The organism is Staphylococcus sp. FSL W8-0774 (assembly GCF_038006785.1).
Classification (GTDB): Bacteria; Bacillota; Bacilli; order Staphylococcales; family Staphylococcaceae; genus Staphylococcus; species Staphylococcus pasteuri.
Map to the genome: position 1 here is coordinate 2,006,171 of NZ_JBBOVW010000001.1, position 25,028 is coordinate 2,031,198.

23 protein-coding genes are annotated in these 25,028 nt (G+C 30.9%); 8 read left to right on the forward strand and 15 right to left on the reverse strand.

Annotation, left to right across the window (positions count from 1 at the left end; all coding sequences use genetic code 11):
* Position 1 precedes the first annotated feature (1 nt).
* From uvrB to fakB1, 10 genes are all read right to left on the reverse strand, one after another.
* The gene (gene uvrB / locus NSQ15_RS09905) at positions 2-1,987 is read right to left on the reverse strand and encodes an excinuclease ABC subunit UvrB (protein ID WP_340747131.1); all 1,986 of its coding nucleotides are present in this window, start codon (positions 1,985-1,987) and stop codon (positions 2-4) included.
* Positions 1,988-2,326: 339 nt separating this feature from the next.
* The gene (locus NSQ15_RS09910; protein ID WP_017638175.1) at positions 2,327-2,554 is read right to left on the reverse strand and encodes a CsbA family protein; all 228 of its coding nucleotides are present in this window, start codon (positions 2,552-2,554) and stop codon (positions 2,327-2,329) included.
* A gap of 5 nt (positions 2,555-2,559) precedes the next feature.
* Entirely contained in the window at positions 2,560-3,201 is a 642-nt protein-coding gene (locus NSQ15_RS09915) for a YfbR-like 5'-deoxynucleotidase (protein WP_017638176.1), read from the reverse strand.
* Between the two features lie 202 nt (positions 3,202-3,403).
* Positions 3,404-4,201, reverse strand: coding sequence for a COG3942 and LysM peptidoglycan-binding domain-containing protein (locus NSQ15_RS09920; RefSeq protein WP_070452471.1), 798 nt, complete (start codon positions 4,199-4,201; stop codon positions 3,404-3,406).
* Between the two features lie 402 nt (positions 4,202-4,603).
* Positions 4,604-5,711 (reverse strand): peptide chain release factor 2 gene (gene prfB, locus NSQ15_RS09925; RefSeq protein ID WP_096807838.1). Its coding sequence is split into 2 segments (ribosomal slippage): positions 4,604-5,638 and positions 5,640-5,711, totalling 1,107 coding nucleotides; the frame shifts between segments, so codons are not numbered across the junction.
* Positions 5,712-5,997: 286 nt separating this feature from the next.
* Positions 5,998-8,532 carry a preprotein translocase subunit SecA gene (secA, locus tag NSQ15_RS09930; RefSeq protein ID WP_029056486.1) on the reverse strand — a complete coding sequence of 845 codons (2,535 nt, stop codon included), beginning with the start codon at positions 8,530-8,532 and terminating at the stop codon, positions 5,998-6,000.
* A 571-nt stretch (positions 8,533-9,103) separates the two neighbouring features.
* Positions 9,104-9,679 (reverse strand): ribosome hibernation-promoting factor, HPF/YfiA family, encoded by a 576-nt coding sequence (gene hpf / locus NSQ15_RS09935; RefSeq protein ID WP_017638181.1) that lies wholly within the window; start codon positions 9,677-9,679, stop codon positions 9,104-9,106.
* Positions 9,680-9,741: 62 nt separating this feature from the next.
* Complete coding sequence (locus NSQ15_RS09940; RefSeq protein ID WP_070452474.1) at positions 9,742-10,416, reverse strand: ComF family protein; 675 nt, start codon at positions 10,414-10,416, stop codon at positions 9,742-9,744.
* Positions 10,417-11,721, reverse strand: a complete 1,305-nt coding sequence (locus NSQ15_RS09945) for a DEAD/DEAH box helicase family protein (protein WP_246456618.1) — start codon at positions 11,719-11,721, stop codon at positions 10,417-10,419.
* Positions 11,722-11,776: 55 nt separating this feature from the next.
* The gene (gene fakB1, locus NSQ15_RS09950) at positions 11,777-12,643 is read right to left on the reverse strand and encodes a fatty acid kinase binding subunit FakB1 (protein ID WP_017638184.1); all 867 of its coding nucleotides are present in this window, start codon (positions 12,641-12,643) and stop codon (positions 11,777-11,779) included.
* Between the two features lie 138 nt (positions 12,644-12,781).
* Here fakB1 and NSQ15_RS09955 point away from each other — a divergent pair, with 138 nt between their 5' ends.
* Positions 12,782-13,423: a YigZ family protein gene (locus NSQ15_RS09955; protein WP_017638185.1), complete on the forward strand. Its 642-nt coding sequence runs from the start codon at positions 12,782-12,784 to the stop codon at positions 13,421-13,423.
* A gap of 77 nt (positions 13,424-13,500) precedes the next feature.
* Here NSQ15_RS09955 and NSQ15_RS09960 read toward each other — a convergent pair whose 3' ends face one another.
* On the reverse strand, positions 13,501-14,580 hold the full coding sequence (locus NSQ15_RS09960) for a glycosyltransferase family 4 protein (protein ID WP_017638186.1): 1,080 nt from the start codon (positions 14,578-14,580) through the stop codon (positions 13,501-13,503).
* Between the two features lie 455 nt (positions 14,581-15,035).
* Here NSQ15_RS09960 and gdpS point away from each other — a divergent pair, with 455 nt between their 5' ends.
* The 4 genes from gdpS (at position 15,036) to pepT (ending at position 18,847) form a co-directional block, all read left to right on the forward strand.
* Complete coding sequence (gene gdpS, locus NSQ15_RS09965) at positions 15,036-16,106, forward strand: GGDEF domain-containing protein GdpS (protein ID WP_029056481.1); 1,071 nt, start codon at positions 15,036-15,038, stop codon at positions 16,104-16,106.
* A 226-nt stretch (positions 16,107-16,332) separates the two neighbouring features.
* Positions 16,333-17,094: a threonine/serine exporter family protein gene (locus tag NSQ15_RS09970; RefSeq protein ID WP_217193781.1), complete on the forward strand. Its 762-nt coding sequence runs from the start codon at positions 16,333-16,335 to the stop codon at positions 17,092-17,094.
* Between the two features lie 15 nt (positions 17,095-17,109).
* Positions 17,110-17,604 carry a threonine/serine exporter family protein gene (locus NSQ15_RS09975; protein WP_017636808.1) on the forward strand — a complete coding sequence of 165 codons (495 nt, stop codon included), beginning with the start codon at positions 17,110-17,112 and terminating at the stop codon, positions 17,602-17,604.
* 13 nt (positions 17,605-17,617) lie between these two features.
* Positions 17,618-18,847, forward strand: coding sequence for a peptidase T (gene pepT / locus NSQ15_RS09980; protein ID WP_340747132.1), 1,230 nt, complete (start codon positions 17,618-17,620; stop codon positions 18,845-18,847).
* Between the two features lie 68 nt (positions 18,848-18,915).
* On the opposite strand, the gene NSQ15_RS09985 is transcribed toward pepT, so the two are convergent.
* The 3 genes from NSQ15_RS09985 to NSQ15_RS09995 form a co-directional block, all read right to left on the reverse strand.
* Entirely contained in the window at positions 18,916-20,040 is a 1,125-nt protein-coding gene (locus NSQ15_RS09985) for a glycerate kinase (protein ID WP_029056479.1), read from the reverse strand.
* A gap of 368 nt (positions 20,041-20,408) precedes the next feature.
* A complete protein-coding gene (ytxJ, locus tag NSQ15_RS09990; protein ID WP_017636805.1) occupies positions 20,409-20,729 on the reverse strand; it encodes a bacillithiol system redox-active protein YtxJ in 321 nt (106 codons plus the stop codon).
* Positions 20,730-20,876: 147 nt separating this feature from the next.
* A complete protein-coding gene (locus NSQ15_RS09995) occupies positions 20,877-21,767 on the reverse strand; it encodes an EMYY motif lipoprotein (protein ID WP_340747133.1) in 891 nt (296 codons plus the stop codon).
* A gap of 114 nt (positions 21,768-21,881) precedes the next feature.
* Here NSQ15_RS09995 and NSQ15_RS10000 point away from each other — a divergent pair, with 114 nt between their 5' ends.
* The 3 genes from NSQ15_RS10000 (at position 21,882) to NSQ15_RS10010 (ending at position 23,907) form a co-directional block, all read left to right on the forward strand.
* Entirely contained in the window at positions 21,882-22,409 is a 528-nt protein-coding gene (locus tag NSQ15_RS10000) for a GrpB family protein (protein ID WP_217193780.1), read from the forward strand.
* 233 nt (positions 22,410-22,642) lie between these two features.
* Positions 22,643-23,569 (forward strand): UDP-N-acetylmuramate dehydrogenase, encoded by a 927-nt coding sequence (gene murB, locus NSQ15_RS10005; RefSeq protein WP_340747190.1) that lies wholly within the window; start codon positions 22,643-22,645, stop codon positions 23,567-23,569.
* Positions 23,570-23,592: 23 nt separating this feature from the next.
* Entirely contained in the window at positions 23,593-23,907 is a 315-nt protein-coding gene (locus NSQ15_RS10010) for a CHY zinc finger protein (RefSeq protein ID WP_017637108.1), read from the forward strand.
* Positions 23,908-23,969: 62 nt separating this feature from the next.
* Here NSQ15_RS10010 and NSQ15_RS10015 read toward each other — a convergent pair whose 3' ends face one another.
* The gene (locus NSQ15_RS10015; RefSeq protein WP_017637109.1) at positions 23,970-25,004 is read right to left on the reverse strand and encodes a ferrated catecholamine ABC transporter substrate-binding lipoprotein SstD; all 1,035 of its coding nucleotides are present in this window, start codon (positions 25,002-25,004) and stop codon (positions 23,970-23,972) included.
* Between the last annotated feature and the right edge of the window lie 24 nt (positions 25,005-25,028).

The window sequence follows — 25,028 nt, forward strand, 5'->3', positions numbered from 1 at the left end:
GTCACCCTTCTGATTTTAATTCAAATAACATATCTCTTAGTTCTGTTGCTTTTTCAAAGTCTAAATCTTTAGCTGCTTTTTTCATTTCTTTTTCTATATTTTCTATCGTTTTTTGTCGTTCTTTTTTAGTCATTTTCTTAGGTAGTTCAGTTTGTTTATTTTCATTTGTTTCGTCATTTTCAACAGTGGCACTAATAACATCATGAATTTTCTTATTAATTGTTTTAGGCGTAATACCATATTTTTCGTTATGCGCTGTTTGTATTTCACGACGTCTTTGTGTTTCATCAATGGCGTATCTCATAGAATCTGTAATTTTATCAGCATACATGATTACTTCGCCTCGATCATTACGTGCTGCTCGTCCAATTGTTTGAATTAATGAGCGATTAGAACGTAAAAATCCTTCTTTATCCGCATCTAAAATGACTACTAAAGAAACTTCAGGAATATCTATACCCTCTCTTAGTAAATTAATACCAATGATGGCATCATATGTACCCATTCTTAAATCTCGAATAATTTCTATTCTTTCAAGCGTTTTAATTTCTGAATGAAGATAATTTACTTTAATACCCGCTTCTTTCATATAGGTAGTTAAGTCCTCACTCATTTTTTTCGTCAACGTTGTAACAAGTACTCTTTCATTCTTATCAATTCTATCTTGAATTTCACTTAACAAATCATCAATTTGGTTTTCTGTTGGACGTACATCAATTTTCGGATCTAGTAATCCTGTAGGTCTAATAATTTGTTCGACCATTTCATCAGTATGTTCTAGTTCGTATGGTCCTGGCGTTGCTGATACATATACTAATTGATTTGTTTTTTCCTCAAATTCTTCAAATTTTAGTGGTCTGTTATCTAAAGCACTTGGCAATCTGAAACCATGATCAACTAAAACTTGTTTACGCGCTCTGTCACCATTATACATCCCTCTAACCTGAGGCAATGTTACGTGAGATTCATCAATCATAATTAACCAATCATCACCAAAGTAATCTAATAATGTATAAGGTGTAGAACCTAGTGGTCGTAATGTTAAATGAACTGAATAGTTTTCAATACCTGAACAGAAGCCCATTTCTCGCATCATTTCTAAATCATAATTTGTACGTTGTTCTAATCTTTGGGCTTCAAGTAATTTATTTTCATCTCTTAATTCTTTTAATCGTTCTTCCAATTCTTTTTCAATACGTTCGATTGCTACTTTCATTTTTTCTTCACGAGTAACGAAGTGAGATGCTGGGAATATAGCAAAATGCTCACGTTCTCTAATAACTTCGCCAGTTAAATAGTTAACCTCTCTAATTCGATCTACTTCATCTCCGAAAAATTCCACTCGAATACACATTTCTTCTCTAGATGCTGGGAAAATTTCTACCACATCACCGCGGACTCTAAATGTACCCCTTTGGAAATCTATATCATTTCTAGTATATTGTACATCTACTAATTTTCTTAGTAATTCGCTGCGTTCCATTTCCATACCAACGCGGACGCTAACAACTAAATCTTTATATTCTTCTGGGTTACCTAAACCATAAATACAACTTACACTAGCAATGATGATAACATCGTCTCTCTCAAACAATGCACTTGTCGCAGAGTGTCTTAATTGATCAATTTCATCATTAATAGAAGCATCTTTTTCTATAAAGGTATCCGTAGATGGTACATATGCTTCAGGTTGATAGTAATCATAATAACTAACGAAATATTCCACTCTATTTTCAGGGAAAAATTCTTTGAATTCACTATATAATTGGCCAGCTAATGTTTTGTTATGTGCGATTATCAATGTAGGTTTACCCACTTGTTGAATCACATTACTCATTGTAAATGTTTTACCCGTACCAGTTGCACCAAGTAATGTTTGATGTCTTTTACCTTCTTCAACACCCTTTACAATTTTCTTTATAGCTTCAGGTTGGTCACCTTGTGGATCAAACTCTGAATTTAATTTGAATGGATAATGTTCGACCATTACGACATACGCCTCCTATGTTGTTTACATCTAAAATCTATTACTTATTGTTAATTGAGTATCTTTGAAAGAGTGTTACTCCTACTATACGAATTTATTAATCTATTTCCCTTATTATTTATTAGTCATGCATCAGTCTGTTCTTATAAGTATACATGGGATTATTTATTCATAATTTATTATCTATTTTATCAAATTTTTACCACGAAATACAAACATTTGTTCGCTAAATTTTTTATATTATATGATAAACAAAAAACAAACATAGTTAACGAACTATGCTTGCTTTCTAAACTAATATTTATTTATCATGATGGTTAATTCAGTGTATTGTTTCTGTTATTCTTCTCTTTTGTGAAATTCTAATTGATCTATGATTAAATATCCGGCTAGCAATGATACAACATCTATAAAGATAATCCATTCATTGTGGAAAAAGCCTTTATAAATTGACGTAGCTATTAATATTAAAGTTACGGAAGTACCAATCCATTTATTTTTAGTAACTACACTAAAGAGAACGATTAATATACAAGGAAAAAATGCAGCACATGCATACCAAATCATTTATTTCACCTGTTTCTTTTATTAAGTATTGTCATTGTCGTTTCACGTAATTCTGTTCTTGGGATAAAGTTTTCAGTTAACATTTCAGGAATTACATTATCAATAAAATCTTGAACAGAAGCTAAATGATCGAATTGCATAATCGTTTCTAAACTCATTTCATATATTTCGAAAAATAATGGTTCGGGATTACGTTTTTGTATTTCTCCAAACGTTTCATAAAGTAAATCAATTTTATCTGCTACAGCTAGTATTTGACCTTCTATAGAGTCATCTTTACCTTCTTGTAGTCTCAATCTATAAATATCACGATATTGAGAAGGAATTTCCTCTTCGATAAAATTCTCTACCATTTCTTCTTCAACTTGAGAAAAAAGCATTTTCAACTCTCTACTAGCATATTTTACAGGGGTCTTGATATCTCCAGTAAACACTTCTGCAAAATCATGGTTCAAAGCTTTTTCATACAAACTTTTCCAGTCAATGACATTACCATTATATTCTTCTACAGTACCTAAATATTGTGCTATTTTAGTTACTTTAAATGAATGCGCAGCTACGTTATGTTCAAAATATTTAAATTTGCCAGGCAACCTAATAAGCTTTTCCAAATCAGATAATCTTTTATAATATTGATGAATGCCCATTGTGTGATGCCTCCTTTATATTTAATCATAGATGAAGACTTATTTTTTATTATACCAATCATCGTTATGATTAAAAGCAATATCCTAATATCGTTTTCAAAACCTTCACTTAGTACACAAAATATCGATAAAAAATGAGCAGCAATACAATAATTTTAAGTCATTGTATTACTGCTATTTTAATCCTATTAAATGTTAAAGATTAGTGTATATAATTATAACTTCCTGGATTTGTGATTGTTCTATATGATTTAACATTAAATCCACCGTTCCAGTTCATTTCAGAAACTGTAAGTGTACCATTACTATTTACCTTTTCAACAACACCTACATGCCCATATCCTCCAGCACCATTAGTACCTGGATTAGATTGGAATACTGCTCCTGCAACTGGAGTATTGTTTACTGTGAAACCTGCATTTCTAGCGCTGGTAGCCCAGTCAGCAGCATTACCCCAAAGGCTACCAATTGGTTTGCCTAATTCAGCACGTCTATTAAATGCATAATAAGTACAATTACCAAATGCATATAAGTTCCCAGAATTACTTATTGAATGTAAACCATTTGAACCTTCATACGATGGTTCTGCTGTATATTGTACTTGAGGTGCTGATACTTGTGGCACATTATTATATTGTGTACTTGCTGATGGAATTGGTTCTTCAGCTTCGAATTGATTAGAGCTATATGATGTATTTTGAACTTGGTTTGCTAATCCTGTTGGCGATACTACAATAATATCTCCAGGGAAAATTAATGGTGTTACTCCAGGATTAAGTTTATACAATTCGTCTAAAGTAATATCATGATCTAAAGCGATTTGATACAACGTATCACCTGATTTGACGATATATTGGCTCGTGCTGTCAGCTTCAACTGCTGCTACATTCTGAGATGCATTAACATTAGATATAGATGTTTGTTCTTGAGCGTCTGCAACATTACTTAATGCAATAAATGCAGCTGCTGATGATAATGATACTAAAAACGTCTTCTTCATTAATATGTCATTCCTTTGTTGTAAATTCTAATTTGATGAATTTAATATACCACAATATTATTTTAAAATGCGTAATGTTAAATTGATGTAATATAATATTTATACACAATAATATAAACTTGCCATATATATTTCATTACAAATTCATTAGTATCAGTCATCCCATTAATTTTTTAGGCTATTTTTACACCTAGTCAAAATATTACTGAGTAATATTACAAACTACTAATTGCATAGAGTTATTTAGTTATAGTCTTTTTCAAATATACGTATTTGCGTTATTAAAATGGATTTCAAAACATTTAACTACTACATACTTAAAAAATTATAAATTAAAAAGGCGCTTATCACGTAAGCACCTTTCAAAATATTATTCCAATTGTTGCCTATTTAACTTATAACTTATTTATCCATTTGCCATCTTAAATACGATTCAATAAATGGACCAATATCTCCATCCATTACAGCATCTACTTTACCAGTTTCTTCATTGGTACGATGATCTTTTACCATTGAATAAGGATGGAATACATATGAACGAATTTGACTTCCCCATCCTATTTCTTTTTGTTCTCCACGAATTTCTGCCATTTCTTGTGCTTGTTCCTCTAATTTAAGTTGATATAATTTTGATTTCAACATTTTCATAGCTGCTTCACGGTTTTTAATTTGTGAACGTTCATTTTGGTTATTAACAACAATACCAGTAGGATGGTGGGTAATTCTAATTGCTGATTCTGTTTTATTAATATGTTGTCCACCTGCACCAGATGCTCTAAATGTATCAACTGTAATGTCATCAGAATTAATTTCGATTTCAATTTCATCGTTATCAAAGTCTGGAATAACGTCACAAGATGCGAATGATGTATGACGTCGACCTGACGAATCAAAAGGTGAAATTCTAACTAACCTATGCACACCTTTTTCAGCTTTTAAATAACCATAAGCGTTATGACCTTTAATTAATAATGTCACACTTTTCACTCCTGCTTCATCACCAGGTAAATAGTCAACTGTTTCTACTTTGAAACCACTCTGTTCACAATAGCGTTGGTACATTCTTAATAACATACTCACCCAATCTTGTGATTCAGTGCCACCTGCGCCAGGATGTAGCTCTAAAATAGCATTATTCGCATCATATGGACCGTCTAACAGTAATTGTAATTCGAAACGATCAATATCTTCTTTAAATGCAACGACGTCATTTTCTAATTCTTGTTTCAAGTCTTCGTCATAATCTTCTTGTAAAAGTTCAACAGTTGCTGACATATCTTCAACAGCTTCGTCTAATTTATAATAACCATTAACGATAGATTTCAAAGCGTTATTTTTATCTATAATATCTTGTGCTTTATTTTGATTGTCCCAAAAATTAGGTTCAGTCATCATTTCTTCATATTCCTGTATATTAGTCTCTTTATTTTCTAAGTCAAAGAGACCCCCTAATTTGACTTAAATTGTCTTGATACGAATCTATATTTCGTTTGATTTCTGATAATTCCATAATGTCTCTCCTATTTCACTTGTAGTTTGATTTATTGTTTTAACATAAATATTATTTTTAATTAATCTTAAATAAACAGATCCATCATTTTTATACATTTATATTCTATCATATTCAAGATTAAGTGCAGTGTATGATAAATAAACGTGTCATCAAAGAGATGAATGCTTGCTAACAGCATTTAACTCTTCTTTAAACTCCGTTTTTTTAAATTCTACAAAAAGTGAAAGCCTGAGACAATTATGCCCCAGGCTATCAAATATTATTGTCATTGTTTTACACAAAATTATGCTTGACCATGGCAATTTTTATATTTCTTGCCACTTCCACAAGGACAAGGGTCATTACGACCTATTTCTTCACCTTTAACTATAGGTTTTTGTTTAACTTTTTCTTTACCATCTTCAGCTGATGCATGTTTTGCTTCACCAAAATCAGTTGTTTTATCACGTTCAATGTCATCTTCAACTTGTACTACTGATTTCAAAATAAATTTACATGTATCTTCTTCGATATTTTGCATCATTATATCAAATAATTCATGTCCTTCATTTTGATAATCACGTAATGGATTTTGTTGTGCATATGAACGTAAATGAATACCTTGACGTAATTGATCCATTGTATCAATGTGATCTGTCCAATGACTGTCAATTGAACGTAATAAAATCATTCGTTCGAATTCGTTCATTTGATCGCCAAGTGTTTCTTTTTGTTCAGCATAAGCTTTTTCAATTTTAGCCCATACCACTTCGAAAATATCTTCAGAATCTTTACCTTTAATTTCTGATTCTTTTAATTCGCCTTCTTGTAAGAAAACATCATTTATATAGTTAATAAATGGTTGATAATCTAAGTTTTCTTCTTCTTCGTTAATATGATAGTTAATGCCTCGTTGTAATGTTGAACGTAACATTGCATCTACAACTTGTGAGCTATCTTCGTTATCAATGATATCGTTTCTTTCTTTATAAATAATCTCACGTTGTTTACGTAACACTTCATCATATTCTAGGATACGTTTACGTGCATCAAAGTTATTACCTTCAACACGTTTTTGTGCGGATTCTACAGCTCTTGAAACCATTTTAGATTCAATAGGTGTAGAATCATCCATACCTAGTCGGTTCATCATTTTTTGTAAACGTTCTGAACCAAAACGTACCATTAGTTCATCTTGTAGTGAAAGATAGAATCGGCTATCACCATTATCACCTTGACGACCAGAACGACCACGTAATTGGTCATCAATACGTCGTGATTCATGACGTTCTGTACCTATAACCGCTAAACCACCGATTTCTTCAACGCCGTCACCTAGTTTAATATCTGTACCACGACCTGCCATGTTTGTGGCAATCGTTACAGCGCCTTTTTGACCTGCTCCTGCTACGATTTCTGCTTCACGTTCATGGTTTTTAGCGTTTAAAACGTCGTGTCGAACGCCTCGTTTTTTCAATAAGTTTGAAATATATTCTGACGTTTCAACAGCTACAGTACCTAATAGAACTGGTTGACCTTTTTTGTGTTTTTCAACTACATCTTCTACAACTGCATCAAATTTACCTTTTTGACTAATATAAATTAAGTCTGATTTATCAACACGTTGAACTGGTTTATTAGTAGGAATTTGAGTTACTGTCATATTATATATATTTCTGAACTCTTCTTCTTCTGTTTTAGCTGTACCAGTCATACCAGCTAATTTATTGTACATTCTGAAATAGTTTTGGAATGTGATAGATGCCATTGTCTTAGATTCATTTTGAATTTGAACGCCTTCTTTAGCTTCTATCGCTTGGTGTAAACCTTCAGAGAAACGTCTACCAGGCATTGTACGACCTGTGAATTGGTCTACGATAAGTACTTCTCCATCAACAACCATATAGTCAACGTCACGTTGTAACGTAACATGAGCTCTTAATGCTGTTGTAATGTGACTAATAATATCTACGTTTTGTACATCATATAGATTATCAATTTTGAACATACGTTCAGCTTTGTCGGCACCCTGTTCTGTTAAGTTTACAGATTTAGTTTTTTCATCATATTTATAATCTTCATCCGCTTTAAGCATTTTGGCGAATACATTTGCTTGAGTATATAAAGATGTTGATTTTTCAGCTTCCCCAGAAATAATTAATGGTGTTCTTGCTTCATCAATTAAAATAGAATCGACCTCATCGATGATAGCAAAATGAAGTGGTCGCATTACACGTTCTTCAGCATAATTTACCATGTTATCTCTTAAATAATCAAAGCCTAATTCATTATTAGTACTATATGTGATGTCTTGAGCGTATGCTTCACGTTTTTCTGTCGTTGTTTTACTGTTTAAGTTTAAACCAACTGTTAAACCTAGGAACTCATACAATTCAGCCATTTCTTGACTTTGGAAACTAGATAAGTATTCATTGACAGTGATAACATGCACACCACGACCTGCTAATGCATTTAAATATGTAGGCATTGTTGCAGTTAATGTTTTACCTTCCCCAGTTCTCATTTCGGCAATATCACCATTATGAATCGCAATACCACCCATTACCTGAACTTTGTAAGGAATCATATTAAATACACGTTTTGAACCTTCTCTTACAAGCGCATATGCTTCAGGTAATATTTTATCTAAATAATCATTTTGTTTTTTTACATCTTCAATTTTAGAAAGTTCTTCTTGAAATTCTTTCGTTTTATTACGTATCTCTTCATCAGTTAAAATAGCTGTATCTTCTTCTAATGCGAGTACTTTGTCAGCTAATTTACCTAGTTTTTTCGTTTCTTTTTTATTGCCGTCAACAATTTTTGATAAAAATCCCATTCTGTTCGCTCCTTTAGCTAAAAAACTGTTTGGCTTTCAACAATTTATCTTACCATTTATACATTTAGAATTATACTTAAATACTCATTCGGATATCTAATTATCCTTTATCAATGACGTAAATATTTTTTGTCTTTAAGGCTTACATACTTTACGCTATTTTCTTCATAAATTCAAACATCTAAATTTTAGTTAGCATGATGCTATGTTTATGTTGAATCTAATGAATTGTCAACAAGTTAATTCTAACATGTTACTATGTATTATTTCTCGTCTCAAATAAATAAACTTCGCATAAATTACGAAATTTATTATACGGTATATGAAATTCGTTATTTTCAATAATGGTTAACGTTGTATGATATGTGAGACTATATATAAATAAGCTTTATTTACCCTCTATTAAACCATAAATTTTCATTCATTAATCTATCAAGTAGCTTTAAATATAAAAAGGAAGTGAGAAGGAATTCCTATATGAATCCCTAATCTCACTCCCCCATATCTATCTGTCCATTTAATTATAAAAACAAATTTGCTTATTTCAATTAAGATAAGCTTTATCTAAGTTTTATTGTTCAGATGTTTCGATTAAACCGTATTTTCCATCTTTTCTACGATATACAATACTAGTGCCATCTGTTTCACGATCAGTAAAGATATAGAAATCATGACCTAGTAAGTTCATTTGTAAAACTGCTTCTTCAGAATCCATTGGTTTTAAACTAAATTGTTTAGAACGGATGATTTCAATATCATTGTCTGTACTTTCTTCTGCGCCACTAATTTCTTCAGGTGGTGCTTCTTGAACTTCAGCAACAAATACTTCTTGATCACCACGATCACGGTGCTTACGATTTACACGAGTTTTATATTTTCTAACTTGACGTTCAAGTTTATTCGTAATTAAATCAACACCTGCATATAAATCATCGTGTCTTTCTTCAGCTCTTAAAGTAACATCTTTAAGAGGGATTGTTACTTCAACTTTAGTAGTTGAATTTGAATAAGTTTTAACTTTAACGTGTGCAACTGCATTTGGCACATTATTAAAGTAACGCTCTAACTTACCAATTTTTTCCTCAATATAGTTGCGAATTGCATCTGTGATAGTGAGGTTATCTCCATGAATTTCAAATCTAATCATAGTCAATCTCTCCTTTAACCTCTTATATTGGTAATGCTTAATTATATTTTACCACGTCGCACTTATCTTGCAAACGCAAACACATTGAATTTTCTGACATTTAATTCAGATAATTTACACATTGCATGGTTAATAGTTAATCCTGTTGTATAAATATCATCTATGAGTAATATTGCTTTATTAGTTAAATCAACTTCTTCATTAACATAAAATGGATTACTTTCCTTTATGCGTAATCTTTTATTTAAGTTTGCTTGTTTAGGTCTTAATTTCATTGACAATATATTATCGTAAGTCACATTTTTAGCTTTTAATACTTCTACAACTGGATTAAAAGTTCTCATTATATTACGTTCATGGGGAGATGGTATAGGAATGATATAATCATAATCCACTTTTGGTACGTTAATCATTTCAGCAATGACCTTACTTAAATATTGATCTTTCAAGAATTTATATTGATGTATCATATCTTTCATAATTCCTTCGTATTTATAATCACATATTAATTGGTAATCAATATTAAAATGTTGTTTTAAAAATAAGCAATCCTCACAATTTTGTTCATCTTTATCTAAAGCTTTTAAACAGCGGGTACACCTTTTAAATTCGTCTTTTAAACTTATTCTCTGCCACAATTCAGAACACTTTTCACATATAACACTTGGAGGTTTATAAAAATTAATAATCGTTATAGCTTCGTTGATTGGATTTAAACATTGTAAACATCGTTGCATTTATATATCTAGCCAGCCTTTCCTAATAGCTAATTTATTCATGTCTTTAATATCCTTCTTTGCTAAAATCATTGCCATTGATACACCATTATGCAAATAAATTACTTTTCCTGTTGGCGCTTGTTTCTTTCTTCCTACACGACCTGCTATCTGAATCAATGCCTCCTTTGAAAATTGATCCGCTTCTGTAACGACTACATCTAATTTTTCCATGGTGAACCCTCTTTCGAGAATGGTTGTTGTGAAAACTATTGGATGCTTACCTTCTCTTAGGGAATTAACCTTTTCAAACCGCTCATCATCTTCGCTATGAATATAGATTAAATTTGGAATATGTGATTGATAGTGCTCATAGGCTTCAATCATGCTATTAATATGATTGAAAAATACTAATGTATAACGTTGGCATTGTATTTGTTCTATCAGAATATTTAATAACTTAAATTGAATTTTTCGAGAGTTGAATTTTAAATATTGGAAAATTGGAACTGGTAAAGGTTGTCTATGAAATCTTGCAGGCAGTTTAATTACATTGTCTTTTTCTATGGAAGATAATAGTTTTCTCGGTGGTGTTGCTGTCATGAAAATTTGACATGCTGAATGTTTAGAGGCTGAATGAATCACACTAATTAGATCATCGTCCATAGAAAGCGGAAAAGCATCTACTTCATCAATAATAATGATGTCAAAATGATTTTTAAATCTATATAATTGATGCACGGTTGAAATGATAAAATGTCCATCAAATTGTTGTGGTGAATTTTGGTGTAACACATCTATGTTTTCTTGAGAAAAAGCATCTTTAATACGTTGACTTATTTCTACAACTACATCAACTCGTGGTGATATAATGGCTATGTTATCACCTTTATTTCTAGCTACTTTTATACCTTCGAAAATCATTTCTGTCTTTCCTGCTCCGGTTACTGCATAAAGCAGTATCTTTCTTTTCTCTTTTATAGCATCTACAATTTGTTTTGAAGCATAGTTTTGTTGTTCAGAAAGATTGAAGTCTAATTGATAATTACATTCTGAAACTTTTTGTTTACTCTGCAATATTCTATAATCAGTCTGACTATCCATACGACCTAATTGAATACATTTTCTACAATAAACAATTTCCTTCTCATTATAATCAGAATAGTAACTATGAAAATATATTTGTTTATTCGTTTCACATTGAACACAATGCCATCGATTATTTTTCAATATGACGCCTTTACTTATATTTGCGATCTGTTCATTAGTTAATGTCACATCTGGTTGAATGATTTTTCCATATTGTAATATTTTATTTTCCTCCAAAATAAAAAGACATACTAGATTGTTGATGTACAATCCAATATGTCCTCTATAAATATTAATCAAGTCTTACTTTACGGGCAGTGTAACCTAAACCTAATCCACCTGAACCTAAATGGGCAGCGATTACCGGTCCGAATTCTGAATAAGCAACTTGACTATGTGATGGTGCATTTTCTTTAACAGAGTCTAGTAATGCTTTACCATCTTCAGTCTTATCACCATTAATCACAAATATCGTTACTTCATCAAAGTCCTTAACTTGGTTTAACACTTTTTCTTCTAATGCTTTAAGTGCTCTTTTTTTCGTACGTACCTTCTCTTCAGGGACTATCTTACCGTCATCAAATTTAAGTACTGGTTTCATTTTTAACAATGTACCTACCCAAGCTTGTGCACCTGTGATTCGTCCGCTTTTTTGTAGATTTTTTAAATCATCTACTATTAAATAAGCGCCTGTATGTTCTCTCATATCTGTTAATTCTGCTATGATATCATTTGGCTTATAACCTTGTTCCACCATTTCAATTGCACGTAATACGTAACAACCTTCCATCATAGCCGCAAGCTTACTATCAAATGCATATACATTAATGCCTTCTACTATTTCACCAGCTTGCTTACCAGATTGATAGCTCCCACTAATTCCACTAGATAAGAATACAACTATTACATCTGTATAGCCTTTATCTCTTAAGTTTTCATATCGTTGAATCCATTCACCTACAGCAGGTTGACTTGTAGTAGGTATTGTCGCAGACGTTGCCATTTTTTCATAAAAACGATCAATATCTACATCTGTACTTTCTGTATAGCTTACACCATCATCAAACGTCACACTTAATGGTGCAACTGGAATATCATATTTATCGATTAAATTTTGAGATAGATAGCTAGTAGAATCAGTCATTACAGCAATCTTCATAGTAGTCCTCCTCAATTATACTCATAGTAATAATACAATATTTTATCAAAAAAAGAAATTGCCATTTAAACATTTTATTTTAAGTATTTACAGAGTGTATAATACTAATATGAAAATTATAGATTTGGAAGTGAAACGATGTCAAAACCAATCATCACTGTAAAAAAAGAACATACATTTGAAAATGTTATTAATAAATCACGTTTTATTGCTCATATTAAACCGGTGACTTCTGAAGAAGAAGCTAAATCATTTATCAATGAAGTTAAAACTCAACATAAAGATGCAACGCATAATTGTTCAGCCTATACAGTAGGTCCTGAAATGAATATTCAAAAAGCAAACGACGACGGTGAACCAAGTGGCACAGCAGGTGTACCGATGTTAGAAATATTAAAAAAACTAGATATTCATGATGCTTGTGTTGTTGTCACTCGTTACTTTGGTGGAATTAAACTCGGTGGTGGCGGACTTATTAGAGCATATAGTGGTGCTGTCCGAGATGTGATTTACGACATTGGCCGTGTAGAATTGAGATCAGCTATACCAGTGACAGTCACTTTAAGTTACGATCAAACTGGCAAATTTGAATACGAATTAGAATCAACTACTTTTATGCTTAGAAATCAAAGCTATACTGACAAAGTAAGTTATGAAATAGATGTAGTTCAAACAGAGTACGATAAGTTTATCGAGTTCTTAAATAAAACAACCGCTGGGAATTATGAAATCCAAACTGAAGATAGCAAAATGCTACCTTTCGATATCTCTACAGACTAAAAAAAGCTATCAAAAAAACGACATGCATTTATTAATAGTAAATGCTCATATGTCATTTTTTGATAGCTTTATCTCGTTTAGTGATCATGTTTTTCTTCGTATTGATGTTGCGGACGATTATCTCTTTTAGTAATGAGTTTTAATATTGGTTTATAATTATCATCAATTAAACCAGTAAATTCAACAATAAGTTCAATAGTTAATAGAATTAAAATAAACATCATTAAAGCACCGAGTGGTTGTGATAGATAAAGTATAATACTTGATAAACTAAATAATATCGCAATTGAATAAATTAATAGTACAGTTTGGCGATGAGTATAACCAAGTTCTAATAATTTATGATGCAAATGGGATTTATCTGCTTGCATAATATGTTGACCTTTTTTCATTCGGCGTATCATAGCAAAAATTGTGTCTATAAACGGTACCGCTAAAATAACGATTGGGAAAAATAAAGCTATAAATGTAATATTTTTAAAACCTAACAATGATACAAATCCAATTATAAATCCTATCATCAGTGCCCCACTGTCACCTAAAAATATTTTAGCTGGGTGAGAATTATAGAATAAGAAACCTAATAATGATCCGATTAATACACAACAAATCATTATAATAAAAACATTCGCCTGTAAAATTGCAATAAATGCTATTGTCATCAAAGCAATCGCTGACACGCCAGATGCTAATCCGTCTAAACCATCGATTAAATTAATCGCATTAGTTATAGCTACAATCCAAATCACTGTTATAGGAATACTTAAAATACCGAAATGAATCGTTGGTCCCATTGGTAGTGAAATAAAATCGACTGTGACTCCATAAAACGCAACAACTAAAGCTGCTATGATTTGGCCAGCTAATTTTAAGTATGGTTTTAAATCATAAATATCATCAATTAATCCAACAACGTACATTAAAATAGCGCCAATGACTAATGGTTTTACTTCTCTTTCAATTGGATGTCCGAGCCACATTCCAACTAAAAATGAAAATAAAATAACCGTACCACCCATTACTGAAATTGGCTTTGTATGTACTTTACGAAAGTTGGGTTTATCTACTAAATTTAATTTCTTAGATATCGCAATAATAATGGGGGTTATTATTAAACTGACTATCATAGTAAATGCAATAAGTAATAATGTATACATCAGTTCACCTTCAACAAATTTAAGTTAGTTTCTATCATTAAAGAAAAATATTAAGAAATCCAACCATTTTACTTCCTTTATTTATTATAAATTAAAATATCCTTCGTATTTCTACATTTTCATTAAACGTTACCTTTTATACTTAAAAGCGCTTATTTCTAATTATATATTATACACGTATTGTTGGAATCAGTATTCCATATAAACAATTCCCTTGTAAAAATAGTTATTAGACTTACAAAACATCCCATATAATAACAATATTAATACTATGTATTATCTACAATGAAACAAAAAATCTCTTACGACGAAACTCATTTTTTTTCATCATATCACTTAAATTTATATTTTAACATTAATCTCTATTATGTATAGGAAAATTTTAGTCTGACTAATGACAAATTGTAAGTTTTCACTTACAATAACTATTGGTCAATAAAGGAGTCGGTAAAACTATGTTTGAAGCAATTATATATAATATTTCAGTCATGGTTGCAGGTATTTATTTATTTCATAGACTGCAATACTCTGAAAATAAAAGAATGGTCTTTTCAAAAGAATATGTCACTGTTTTAATGACGCTTGTAGCACTATTATTAGCTGCTTATCCTATACCATTCCGTTTAGAATACTTAGTACATTTAACATTTGTTCCTTTATTATTTTTAGGGCGTTATACCAATATGATTTATACACTTACTTCTGCTATTATTGTAGCACTAGTAGATGTACTTATTTTCGATAATTCAATTATCTATGGTATTACTCTAATTGTTATTGCTGGTGTCGTTAGTGCTGTAGGTCCATTTTTGAAACAAAACGACATCGTATCTTTACTTATTTTAAATACGATTAGTATTATCATCTTATTTATTTTAGCTTTATTTAGTCCGATATATGATTTGATTGAGATTGCTATCTTAATTCCTATTTCATTTATCATTACAATTGCCTCTGCAATTACTTTCGTAGACATATGGCATTTCTTCTCATTAGTTAATCGTTATGAAAACGAAGATAAATATGATTATTTAACTGGACTTGGAAATGTTAAAGAATTTGATAGACATTTAAATCAATTATCAAAATATACTGAAGAACATAAAGAAAGTTTAGGTTTATTACTTATTGATATTGATGGTTTTAAAGATGTTAATGATACATATACTCACCAAGCAGGTGACGCTGTATTAAAACAAATGTCTCAATTACTAAAAAATTATGTTCCCAAACAATTTTCAATTTTTAGAAATGGTGGAGAAGAATTTTCAGTTGTCATTAATGATTACACATTAGATCAAAGTGTAAAACTCGCTGAAAACATTAGACAAGGTGTAGAAAAATCGTCATTCCATTTACCTAATAAGGAAGTCATCAAACTTTCAGTCTCTATCGGTGTAGGATATTTAACGAGAGATGATCGTAAATCTCAAAGACGCGTATTTAAAGATGCAGATGACATGGTCCATGTCGCGAAAAGCGAAGGTAGAAATAAGGTAATGTTTAATCCAATTATCAAATTATAATGACCTATTTTTAAACGGTAGTCATAACCTAGGAAATAAATTCCAACATTAGAAGCAAAAAGAAGACAACTAAATTAAGTCTTCTTTTTGCTTTTATTTTTATTCTCCCCTTCTACTTTCTTCATTACATAATCTTTTCAATCTGCCTTCCTCTATTGAAAGTTGTTAGCGCAAGTTGTACACTTCAATTATTCATATCAATAAATTAACTAGGAGGTGGTTGTTCATGTCTGACTCAATCACTATCATTGATGAAAATAAAGTGATTGATGTTGTATTGATTGCTGGAAGAATATTACTTGAAGCGGGTGCTGAAACATACCGAGTTGAAGATACAATGAATAGAATTGCACATAGCTATGGCTTATATGATACATATAGTTTTGTAACTTCTACCGCTATCATTTTTTCATTAAATGATCGAACAAGTACAAGACTGATACGAATCAGAGAGAGAACGACAGATTTGGAAAAAATAGCTTTAACAAATAGCTTATCTCGTAAAATTTCTAACAATCAACTTACAATAGATGAAGCTAAGTCTGAATTAATCCACCTTAGAAGTGCTTCGTTGCAATATTCTTTTTTAATTAATTTATTTGCAGCAGCCATTGCATGCGGATTTTTCTTATTTATGTTTGGTGGTGTCGCATCAGATTGTTGGATAGCTGCGATAGCTGGAGGCGCTGCATTTTTAACCTTTAGTCTAGTTCAACGTTATATCCAAATTAAATTTTTCTCAGAATTTGTTGCTGCTTCAGTCGTTATATCAATAGCAGTTGCAAGTTCTAAAATTGGCTTAGCGACCAATCAAAATATTATTACTATTGCTAGTGTAATGCCTCTTGTGCCTGGTATTCTAATTACCAACGCAATTCGAGATTTGCTTGCAGGAGAACTATTAGCAGGTATGTCTAGAGGTGTTGAAGCATCATTAACTGCATTTGCTATTGGTGCCGGTGTTGCAATTGTATTACTAATTTTTTAAGAGAGGCTGTTCATATTGTTATTTTATTTATTTCACTTTACAATCAGTTTCATTTCCACAGTCCTATTCTCCATCATTTTTAATGCGCCTCGTCGACTATTGTTAGCTTGTGGGTTTGTCGGTGCGGTAGCGTGGACTATTTATCAATTCACTGTAGACATGCAATTTGGTAAAGTAGGTGCTTCCTTTTTAGGTAGCTTAATATTAGGATTATTAAGCCATACGATGAGTAGACGTTACAAAAGACCTGTTATCATTTTCATTGTTCCTGGAATTATCCCACTTGTACCTGGTGGCGCAGCTTATGAAGCTACACGTTATTTAGTTTCAAATAATTATACAAATGCAGTAAATACTTTTTTAGAAGTTACACTAATATCTGGTGCGATTTCATTTGGTATTCTTGTTGCAGAAATTATCTATTATATCTACACACGTATCAAACAGTATTATGGTAAGATTAAAGGTAAATCTTATAAGAAATCTTATAATATGAATAACAGAGTTTAAGGGGATGTCTAACATGAAAGAACAAATAATTGATAGATTAACAAGATATGTAAAAATTGATACACAATCAGATCCAAATTCTAATGTTACGCCTTCTACAACTAAACAATGGGATTTACTAAATCTATTGGAGAAAGAATTAAAAGATTTGGGCCTTGAAACAGATATGGATGATCATGGTTATCTGTTTGCTACATTAGAAAGCAACATAGATGCGGACGTACCAACTGTTGGATTTTTAGCACATGTTGATACATCACCTGACTTTAATGCGACTGGTGTTAATCCGCAAATCATTGAAAAATATGATGGAAAACCAATTCAACTAGGACAAACAAACCGAATTTTAGATACTAAAGTCTTCCCTGAACTTAAACATGTCATCGGTGATACGCTAATGATTACTGATGGTACATCATTATTAGGTGCTGACGATAAAGCCGGTGTAGTTGAAATTATGGAAGGTCTAATATACCTTATTGAACATCCCGAAATTAAACATGGTAAAATCCGTGTTGGCTTTACTCCAGATGAAGAAATTGGTCGCGGTCCTCATCAATTTGATGTTGAACGTTTTAATGCTGATTTCGCATATACAATGGATGGTAGTCAACTTGGTGAGCTACAATACGAGAGCTTTAATGCTGCAGCAGCTACTATTACTTGTCATGGTGTGAACGTACATCCTGGTTCTGCCAAAAATGCTATGATTAATGCCATTTCACTTGGACAACAATTTAATAGTTTGTTACCTCCAAATGAAGTTCCTGAACGTACTGAAGGTTATCAAGGTTTCTATCATTTAATGAACTTTGAAGGTAACGTTGAAAAAGCAACATTACAATATATTATTCGAGATCATGATAAAAAGAAATTCGATTTACGTAAAAAACGACTTATGGAAATTCGTGACGATATTAACTCACATTTCGAAAATTATCCTGTTAAAGTCGATGTTGAAGATCAATACTATAATATGGCTGAAAAAATAAAACAACATCAACATATTATTGATATTCCAACTAAAGTATTCAATCAATTAGATATTAAACCAAATACCGATCCAATTCGCGGTGGTACAGATGGTTCACAACTTTCATTTATGGGCTTACCAACACCAAATATTTTTACAGGTTGTGGCAATTTCCATGGTCCTTATGAATATGCTTCTATTAATGTAATGGAAAAAGCTATCCACGTTATGGTAGGTATAGCTGAAGAAGTAGCCAATTCAAATAAATAAATACAATAATAAACACGCCTTGATTGTCTTATACAAAATGACAACCAAGGCGTGTTATTTAGTTTATTTTATTGATTAACATCAAATTGTGTTTTTAATAGTTTTAATGCTTGAACAGTATAATGTCTAATTTGAATACCCATTTTAAAATCAGTGTAAGTTTCAGGCATGTCGATAAATGTATTAAACATTGCCGTCACACCTTTACCTTCGAATAAATCAAATTTATCGTCAGTAGCACAAATAGCAATTGATGTTTTATTATGCTTTTCGGTTAAATCTGCAATACGTAATGTCGTAGTTTCCAACAATTGGTCTCGTTCATTTAACCCTTCACCGAAAATAATTAAATCTGCTTGTTGTACCAAATCTTCTAAATGTGTAATTTGATCTACAAGCTCATGACTAGTTAAAATTTCTGCTTGATATAATCCTTTTAATACTGCAGCAATACCGCCACCAGCACCACCACGCTCGATAGGTCCAATCGTCACTTTTAACTCACTTTTAAATAATTCACTAAAATACCATACTAAATTATCTATTTCTGCTGCTTCATTTTGAGTCATCCCTAGCGTAGAATACATTTGCATAATTTCACTTTGCTTACCATATAATCTACTAGAAAAATCTGACATCACTTGAATATTAGCTTCAGCTAATTTCGGATGAATTTCTGAAAAATCTAAGCGTCTAATATATTTAATGACATGGGCACCTTTTGTCACATCAACAATATTTGCTTCATCATCATAGAATTTAGCACCTAAGGCTTGTAACATCCCTGCTCCACCATCGAAACTGCCAATTCCACCTAATGAAATAATAATATGTTTAGCATCGTTGTCTAGTGCTGCGTTTAATATTTCTCCTAAACCATAACTAGTTCTTTGTTGAATTGGTTTTTGACCTTTTAAAAATAAATTACCTTCTATAATTGTCATTCCACTATCAGTTTGACCATATATTGCCTCTACTTCATTCATATCTGCATCGTGAGCGGCAACTCGATATTTACTACCAGACTGCCATAAAAATACAGAATCCATTAATTCATGGCGGCCATTAAATAATGGCACTTGCACAATATCTGCCTTTTCAATTTGACTAGCAACCGCTTCTTCTACATATCTATTTGCTTGATAACTAGAAATAATACCATTAAATTCATCCATGGCTACTAAAACTTTCATCGCCTTAACCACCTTGTTTTATATATAGTGTTACTTATTAAAATCATTTATATGATGTTTTAAATATAATTTATAGATTCATCGTATAATTAATATTTTACACTAACATATTATACATATGAATGCTGCGTATTTCACAATAAAAGCTATTACAAATTATATTAAAACAATTACATTTTGAATATTGATTTATTATATCCTATTCACTAGCAAACCATAAATGATAAACCATATTTCGTTTTAATAACTAAAAAAGCCATTTCACTACTACATCATAGTAATAAAATGACTTTTATCTTTTAAATGAACACAAAATTAGTTAAAATTTACGTTCATCACTCAATTATTTGTTCACTTATCTGAAAAAATTATTCTTCTGCTTGAGCTAATGATGAAACATTGATATCACTATGTGAAGCATTCCATTTCATTTCACCATTGACGAAGTAAAATGCTTGTGGTGATTCATGTTTTACATTTGTTTTTTCAGCAATATAGTCCGATAACTTACGCTCCTGCTGTACTATTAAATAGTAACCATCCATATCGCGTTCATATAAAAATTTATTAAACTGATCATACGCATTTGCAGAAATTGGACAAGTTTCACTATGTTTTAAAACAAATAAATATTTATTTTCATTTAGCACTTGTTCAAACTGGTCAATTGAACTCAGCTTTATAGCCATTCTATTCACCTCTAAAAGTATTTATCACATTTTCTGAGCATATGCGTGATATTCATATCCCGAAAATAATATCAGTGGGTACAATTATACACATTTTACTTAGCAATGTTAACCATGGTTATTTAATTTATTTAATTCTAATCAAAATTAATTGTTTTTTTGTTTTACCTTTTTTAATTTCGAATTAAATTCCTTATCTTTCTTATCTATATCTTTACCCTCTTTTGGCAACTTATCGACATCTATTTTAGATATTTTTTCACCAACTTCTATAGTATCAATACGAGTATCATAATAATTCTCTAAACTATAGTACATTTCAATCGCGTTCTTACGGGCATTATCGACATTTGTATCAGAAATATTAGTTTGATTTATATCTTTAATTTGTTTCTCAATTAAAGGAGAAATATGATTTTCAATTGCTTTTTTGGCTGTTTTTGCATCACTTGTAGACGTATCTAAATATATTTTGGCAGTTTGTTTTAAATCTTTATTATTACTTTCTAATTTTGATGTTAATTGATTTGCATCTTCTTTATTAGAAGCATTATTTATTTTCTTTTCAACTTGAGAGCGGTTCTTCTCAAATAATTTAGTATAATCTAAAATATCTTCATTATCTTTGATTGAATCGTTACACAAGTCTACAAAATCTTTCAAATCATATATTGAACTTTTTTTATCTTTAACAGTTTTAAGATACTCAGATTTTAACTCTTTAACCTCTTTTGTTTCAGCAGGCAATTGTTTTGCAGATTTTTCGTATTCTTTGAATGCAGGTATTAATTGTTGATCAATATCATCTTGAAGTTTAATAAACTCTTTTCTGTTTTTATCAGTAGTGTCTGTTTTACTTAAGTGATCTAATTTTTTAAGATTTATTTTTTTCATAACTTTTTTTAATTTATCTTGTTTATGATTCACTTCATCTAATTTGCTTTCAAAATGATTTAAATCTGAATTAGTTTTATTACTACATGCTGTTAACGAGATAATAATGAGGAAAATCACTGGGATAAGTATTATTTTTTTCATATTTGCACCCCTTACCATAGAACATTATACAGAAACGTATTTATTAAGAAAATAAATTATGTTATAGTATCTCAGACTTTATAGCTTACCAATTTATAACAAAGGAGTAAAACCATGTACGGGCATGTTCAACCTCTCATTAAATATCAAACAGATGACCATTACAACCATTTATATCAAGAAACAAGCGCTCTATTGTATAATTTACTAGATTCACCAATTAAATATACACAGCATATTGGTGGAACGAAGCATTTTAATTATGAGACTGAACCCATACTTGATTTGCTTATCGGTGTAGATAATTTACATGATATTACATCATTAGATGAAAAGCGTCTCAATTATGCTGGATTTTATCGATTACATCACGCTTATAAAAAGAAAGTAATGATGGCAAAGTTTAATAATCTTAGAGAATTAAAGCAAGAAATTCGTTTACACATCGTTCAATTAAACACTCAATTATTTGAACAATATCAAACTGTCTATCACATATTAAATAATAATATAGATATCGCAAATGAATTCGCTCAAAAAAAGAAACAATTATTAAACAATGTTGAATCAATAAGAACGTATGAAAACCAAAAGCAATCTATATTTGAAAATATATACAAACAATATGGTCCCTTAAAATAAAGAGAAACATATAATCTACAATCATTATATAAATTTATATTTACGATATTAAAAATCTCATTATAAATGTTCAACATATCATAATTATATAGCATATAAATCAAAATAAAATAATAATGTATTATGCACATCTTAGTCGATTTACTTTGCGTATAATATCTTCTTATTTCGCAAATAGCAAATAAAATTGATATAATAATAATATTAGTATTGAATAAAGAAAGGACGTACGGATAGTGAATAAAAACGATATATTAAAAGGTTTGCAAGAAATTATTCCAAACGACATTATTGAAGTAGATGAACCTTTAAAAAAATACACTTACACTGAAACTGGCGGTAAAGCTGATTTTTATCTTTCACCTACTAAAAATGAGGAAGTACAAGCGATTGTTAAATATGCAAACCAAAATAATATTCCAGTCACTTATTTAGGAAATGGTTCGAATATTATTATCCGAGAAGGCGGCATTAGAGGTATTGTATTGAGCCTATTATCATTAAAGCATATTGATGTATCAGATGATGCAATTATCGCAGGTAGCGGTGCAGCCATTATTGATGTTTCACGTGTAGCAAGAGACTACGCACTAACTGGTTTAGAATTTGCATGCGGCATACCAGGATCAATTGGCGGTGCAGTATTTATGAATGCTGGCGCTTATGGTGGCGAAGTGAAAGATTGTATTGACTATGCACTATGTGTTAATGAAAATGGTGATTTACTTAAATTAACAACTCAAGAATTAGAACTAGACTACAGAAATAGTATCGTACAGAAAAAACATCTCGTAGTTTTAGAAGCTGCATTTACATTAGAACCTGGTAACTTAAAAGAAATTCAAGTCAAAATGGACGACTTAACTGAACGCCGTGAAACTAAACAACCACTCGAATATCCATCATGTGGAAGTGTCTTCCAAAGACCACCAGGCCATTTTGCTGGTAAATTAATTCAAGATTCTAATCTACAAGGTCATCGTATTGGTGGTGTTGAAGTTTCAACTAAACATGCTGGTTTTATGGTTAATGTAGATAAAGGTACGGCGACAGATTATGAAGATTTAATCCATCATGTTCAAAAAACAGTTAAAGATAAATTTGATGTTGAATTAAATACAGAGGTACGTATTATAGGAGAACATCCGGACGCAGATTAATTGGTTATAGGAGGTTTGTTTCTTTGCCGAAAGTTTACGGTTCAATTGTTGATAATGAAACAAGATGCATACATTATCAGTCATTTTTGGATATTATAGCAATTAAATTCAAATGCTGTAATAAATATTATCCTTGTTATCAATGTCACAACGACCATGAGACACATCCTATCAAACGCTGGAGTGAAGATGAATTTAACGAGTATGCCATTATGTGTGGTGTCTGTAAAAATGAAATGACAATCAACGAATACATGATGGTTGAATCTTGTCCGAAATGTCAATCTCACTTTAATCATAGATGTAAATTCCATTACCATCTTTATTTCGAAGTTTAATAATTTAAAATGATAAAAGCGCTAATGGCTCTCACAATGAGGCTATTAGCGCTTATTATTTATTATTTTACAACTTCTTCTAATTCATCAATTTGTTTCATAGTAGTAGTTGTTGAACCAGAAGCAAAATACCATAATTTAGGATCAAGTTCATAAATTTTATGATCTTTAACGGCTTTTACGTTTTTCAATACATCATTATTTAATGTTTTCTTAGCAGTCGCATTATTAGAAACAACTTGTCCTCTATCCATTGCTAAAATCACATCTGGATTTTCTTTATTAATATATTCGTTATTAACATTTTGACCATGTGGTCCTTTAGTTACATGTTTATCGACTGGTTTAAATCCAAGTGTATCAAATACTAAACCACCAAAACGAGATCCTGGACCAAATGTAGATAATTCACCTTCATTGACTAATAAATACATTACTTTTTTATCAAATTTAGATGTTTTATCTTTCATTGCATCAACTTTTTTATCTAGTTTCTTAGTTAATGATTTCGCTTTATCTTCTTTATCGTAAATTTTACCTAATTTTTCTGTATTTTCTTTCATAGATTTTAGATAATGTTTATCATCTGTACCCATGTAAACAATTTTAGCTTTAGGTGCTGCTTTTTTAAATTCATCTAAATTTTTCTGATTAGCTGTTCTACCTGAAATAAAAATCACTTCTGGTTTTGCTTCAGCAACTTTATCGAAATTAACTTGTTTTAGGTTACCAGTATTTAAATATTTATCAGATTTAAAATCATCTAAGAAATCTGGTAATGATTTACCGCCTTCACCTTTAGGTAAAGCTTTTACTTTGCTTGAAAGACCCATTTCTTTTAAATCGTTTAAAGCACCGTAATCTAATACGACAGCATTTTTAGGATTTTTAGGTACTTCCACTGTTTCTTTTACCTTTTTAGCATCGCTACCGTCTTTTTCTTTTCCTTGTGCTTCATAATTATTTTCGATTTTAACAGTGTCTTTTGAACCACTTTTTTCAGATTTAGAACCTGAATCATCGTTGTTAGAGTTGTTACCACACGCTGCTAAAACTAATACTAAAGATAATAATAAGACTAAAATAGATTTTTTCATTATGTAATAACTCCTTTTTAATTT

Bases quoted from the DNA above. Each gene is read 5' to 3' on its own strand.
- uvrB (WP_340747131.1), bottom strand. From the start codon at position 1,987: ATGGTCGAACATTATCCATTCAAATTAAATTCAGAGTTTGATCCACAA.
- NSQ15_RS09910 (WP_017638175.1), bottom strand. From the start codon at position 2,554: ATGATTTGGTATGCATGTGCTGCATTTTTTCCTTGTATATTAATCGTT.
- NSQ15_RS09915 (WP_017638176.1), bottom strand. From the start codon at position 3,201: ATGGGCATTCATCAATATTATAAAAGATTATCTGATTTGGAAAAGCTT.
- NSQ15_RS09920 (WP_070452471.1), bottom strand. From the start codon at position 4,201: ATGAAGAAGACGTTTTTAGTATCATTATCATCAGCAGCTGCATTTATT.
- secA (WP_029056486.1), bottom strand. From the start codon at position 8,532: ATGGGATTTTTATCAAAAATTGTTGACGGCAATAAAAAAGAAACGAAA.
- hpf (WP_017638181.1), bottom strand. From the start codon at position 9,679: ATGATTAGATTTGAAATTCATGGAGATAACCTCACTATCACAGATGCA.
- NSQ15_RS09940 (WP_070452474.1), bottom strand. From the start codon at position 10,416: ATGCAACGATGTTTACAATGTTTAAATCCAATCAACGAAGCTATAACG.
- fakB1 (WP_017638184.1), bottom strand. From the start codon at position 12,643: ATGAAGATTGCTGTAATGACTGATTCTACTAGCTATCTATCTCAAAAT.
- NSQ15_RS09955 (WP_017638185.1), top strand. From the start codon at position 12,782: ATGTCAAAACCAATCATCACTGTAAAAAAAGAACATACATTTGAAAAT.
- NSQ15_RS09960 (WP_017638186.1), bottom strand. From the start codon at position 14,580: ATGTATACATTATTACTTATTGCATTTACTATGATAGTCAGTTTAATA.
- gdpS (WP_029056481.1), top strand. From the start codon at position 15,036: ATGTTTGAAGCAATTATATATAATATTTCAGTCATGGTTGCAGGTATT.
- NSQ15_RS09970 (WP_217193781.1), top strand. From the start codon at position 16,333: ATGTCTGACTCAATCACTATCATTGATGAAAATAAAGTGATTGATGTT.
- pepT (WP_340747132.1), top strand. From the start codon at position 17,618: ATGAAAGAACAAATAATTGATAGATTAACAAGATATGTAAAAATTGAT.
- NSQ15_RS09985 (WP_029056479.1), bottom strand. From the start codon at position 20,040: ATGAAAGTTTTAGTAGCCATGGATGAATTTAATGGTATTATTTCTAGT.
- ytxJ (WP_017636805.1), bottom strand. From the start codon at position 20,729: ATGGCTATAAAGCTGAGTTCAATTGACCAGTTTGAACAAGTGCTAAAT.
- NSQ15_RS09995 (WP_340747133.1), bottom strand. From the start codon at position 21,767: ATGAAAAAAATAATACTTATCCCAGTGATTTTCCTCATTATTATCTCG.
- NSQ15_RS10000 (WP_217193780.1), top strand. From the start codon at position 21,882: ATGTACGGGCATGTTCAACCTCTCATTAAATATCAAACAGATGACCAT.
- NSQ15_RS10015 (WP_017637109.1), bottom strand. From the start codon at position 25,004: ATGAAAAAATCTATTTTAGTCTTATTATTATCTTTAGTATTAGTTTTA.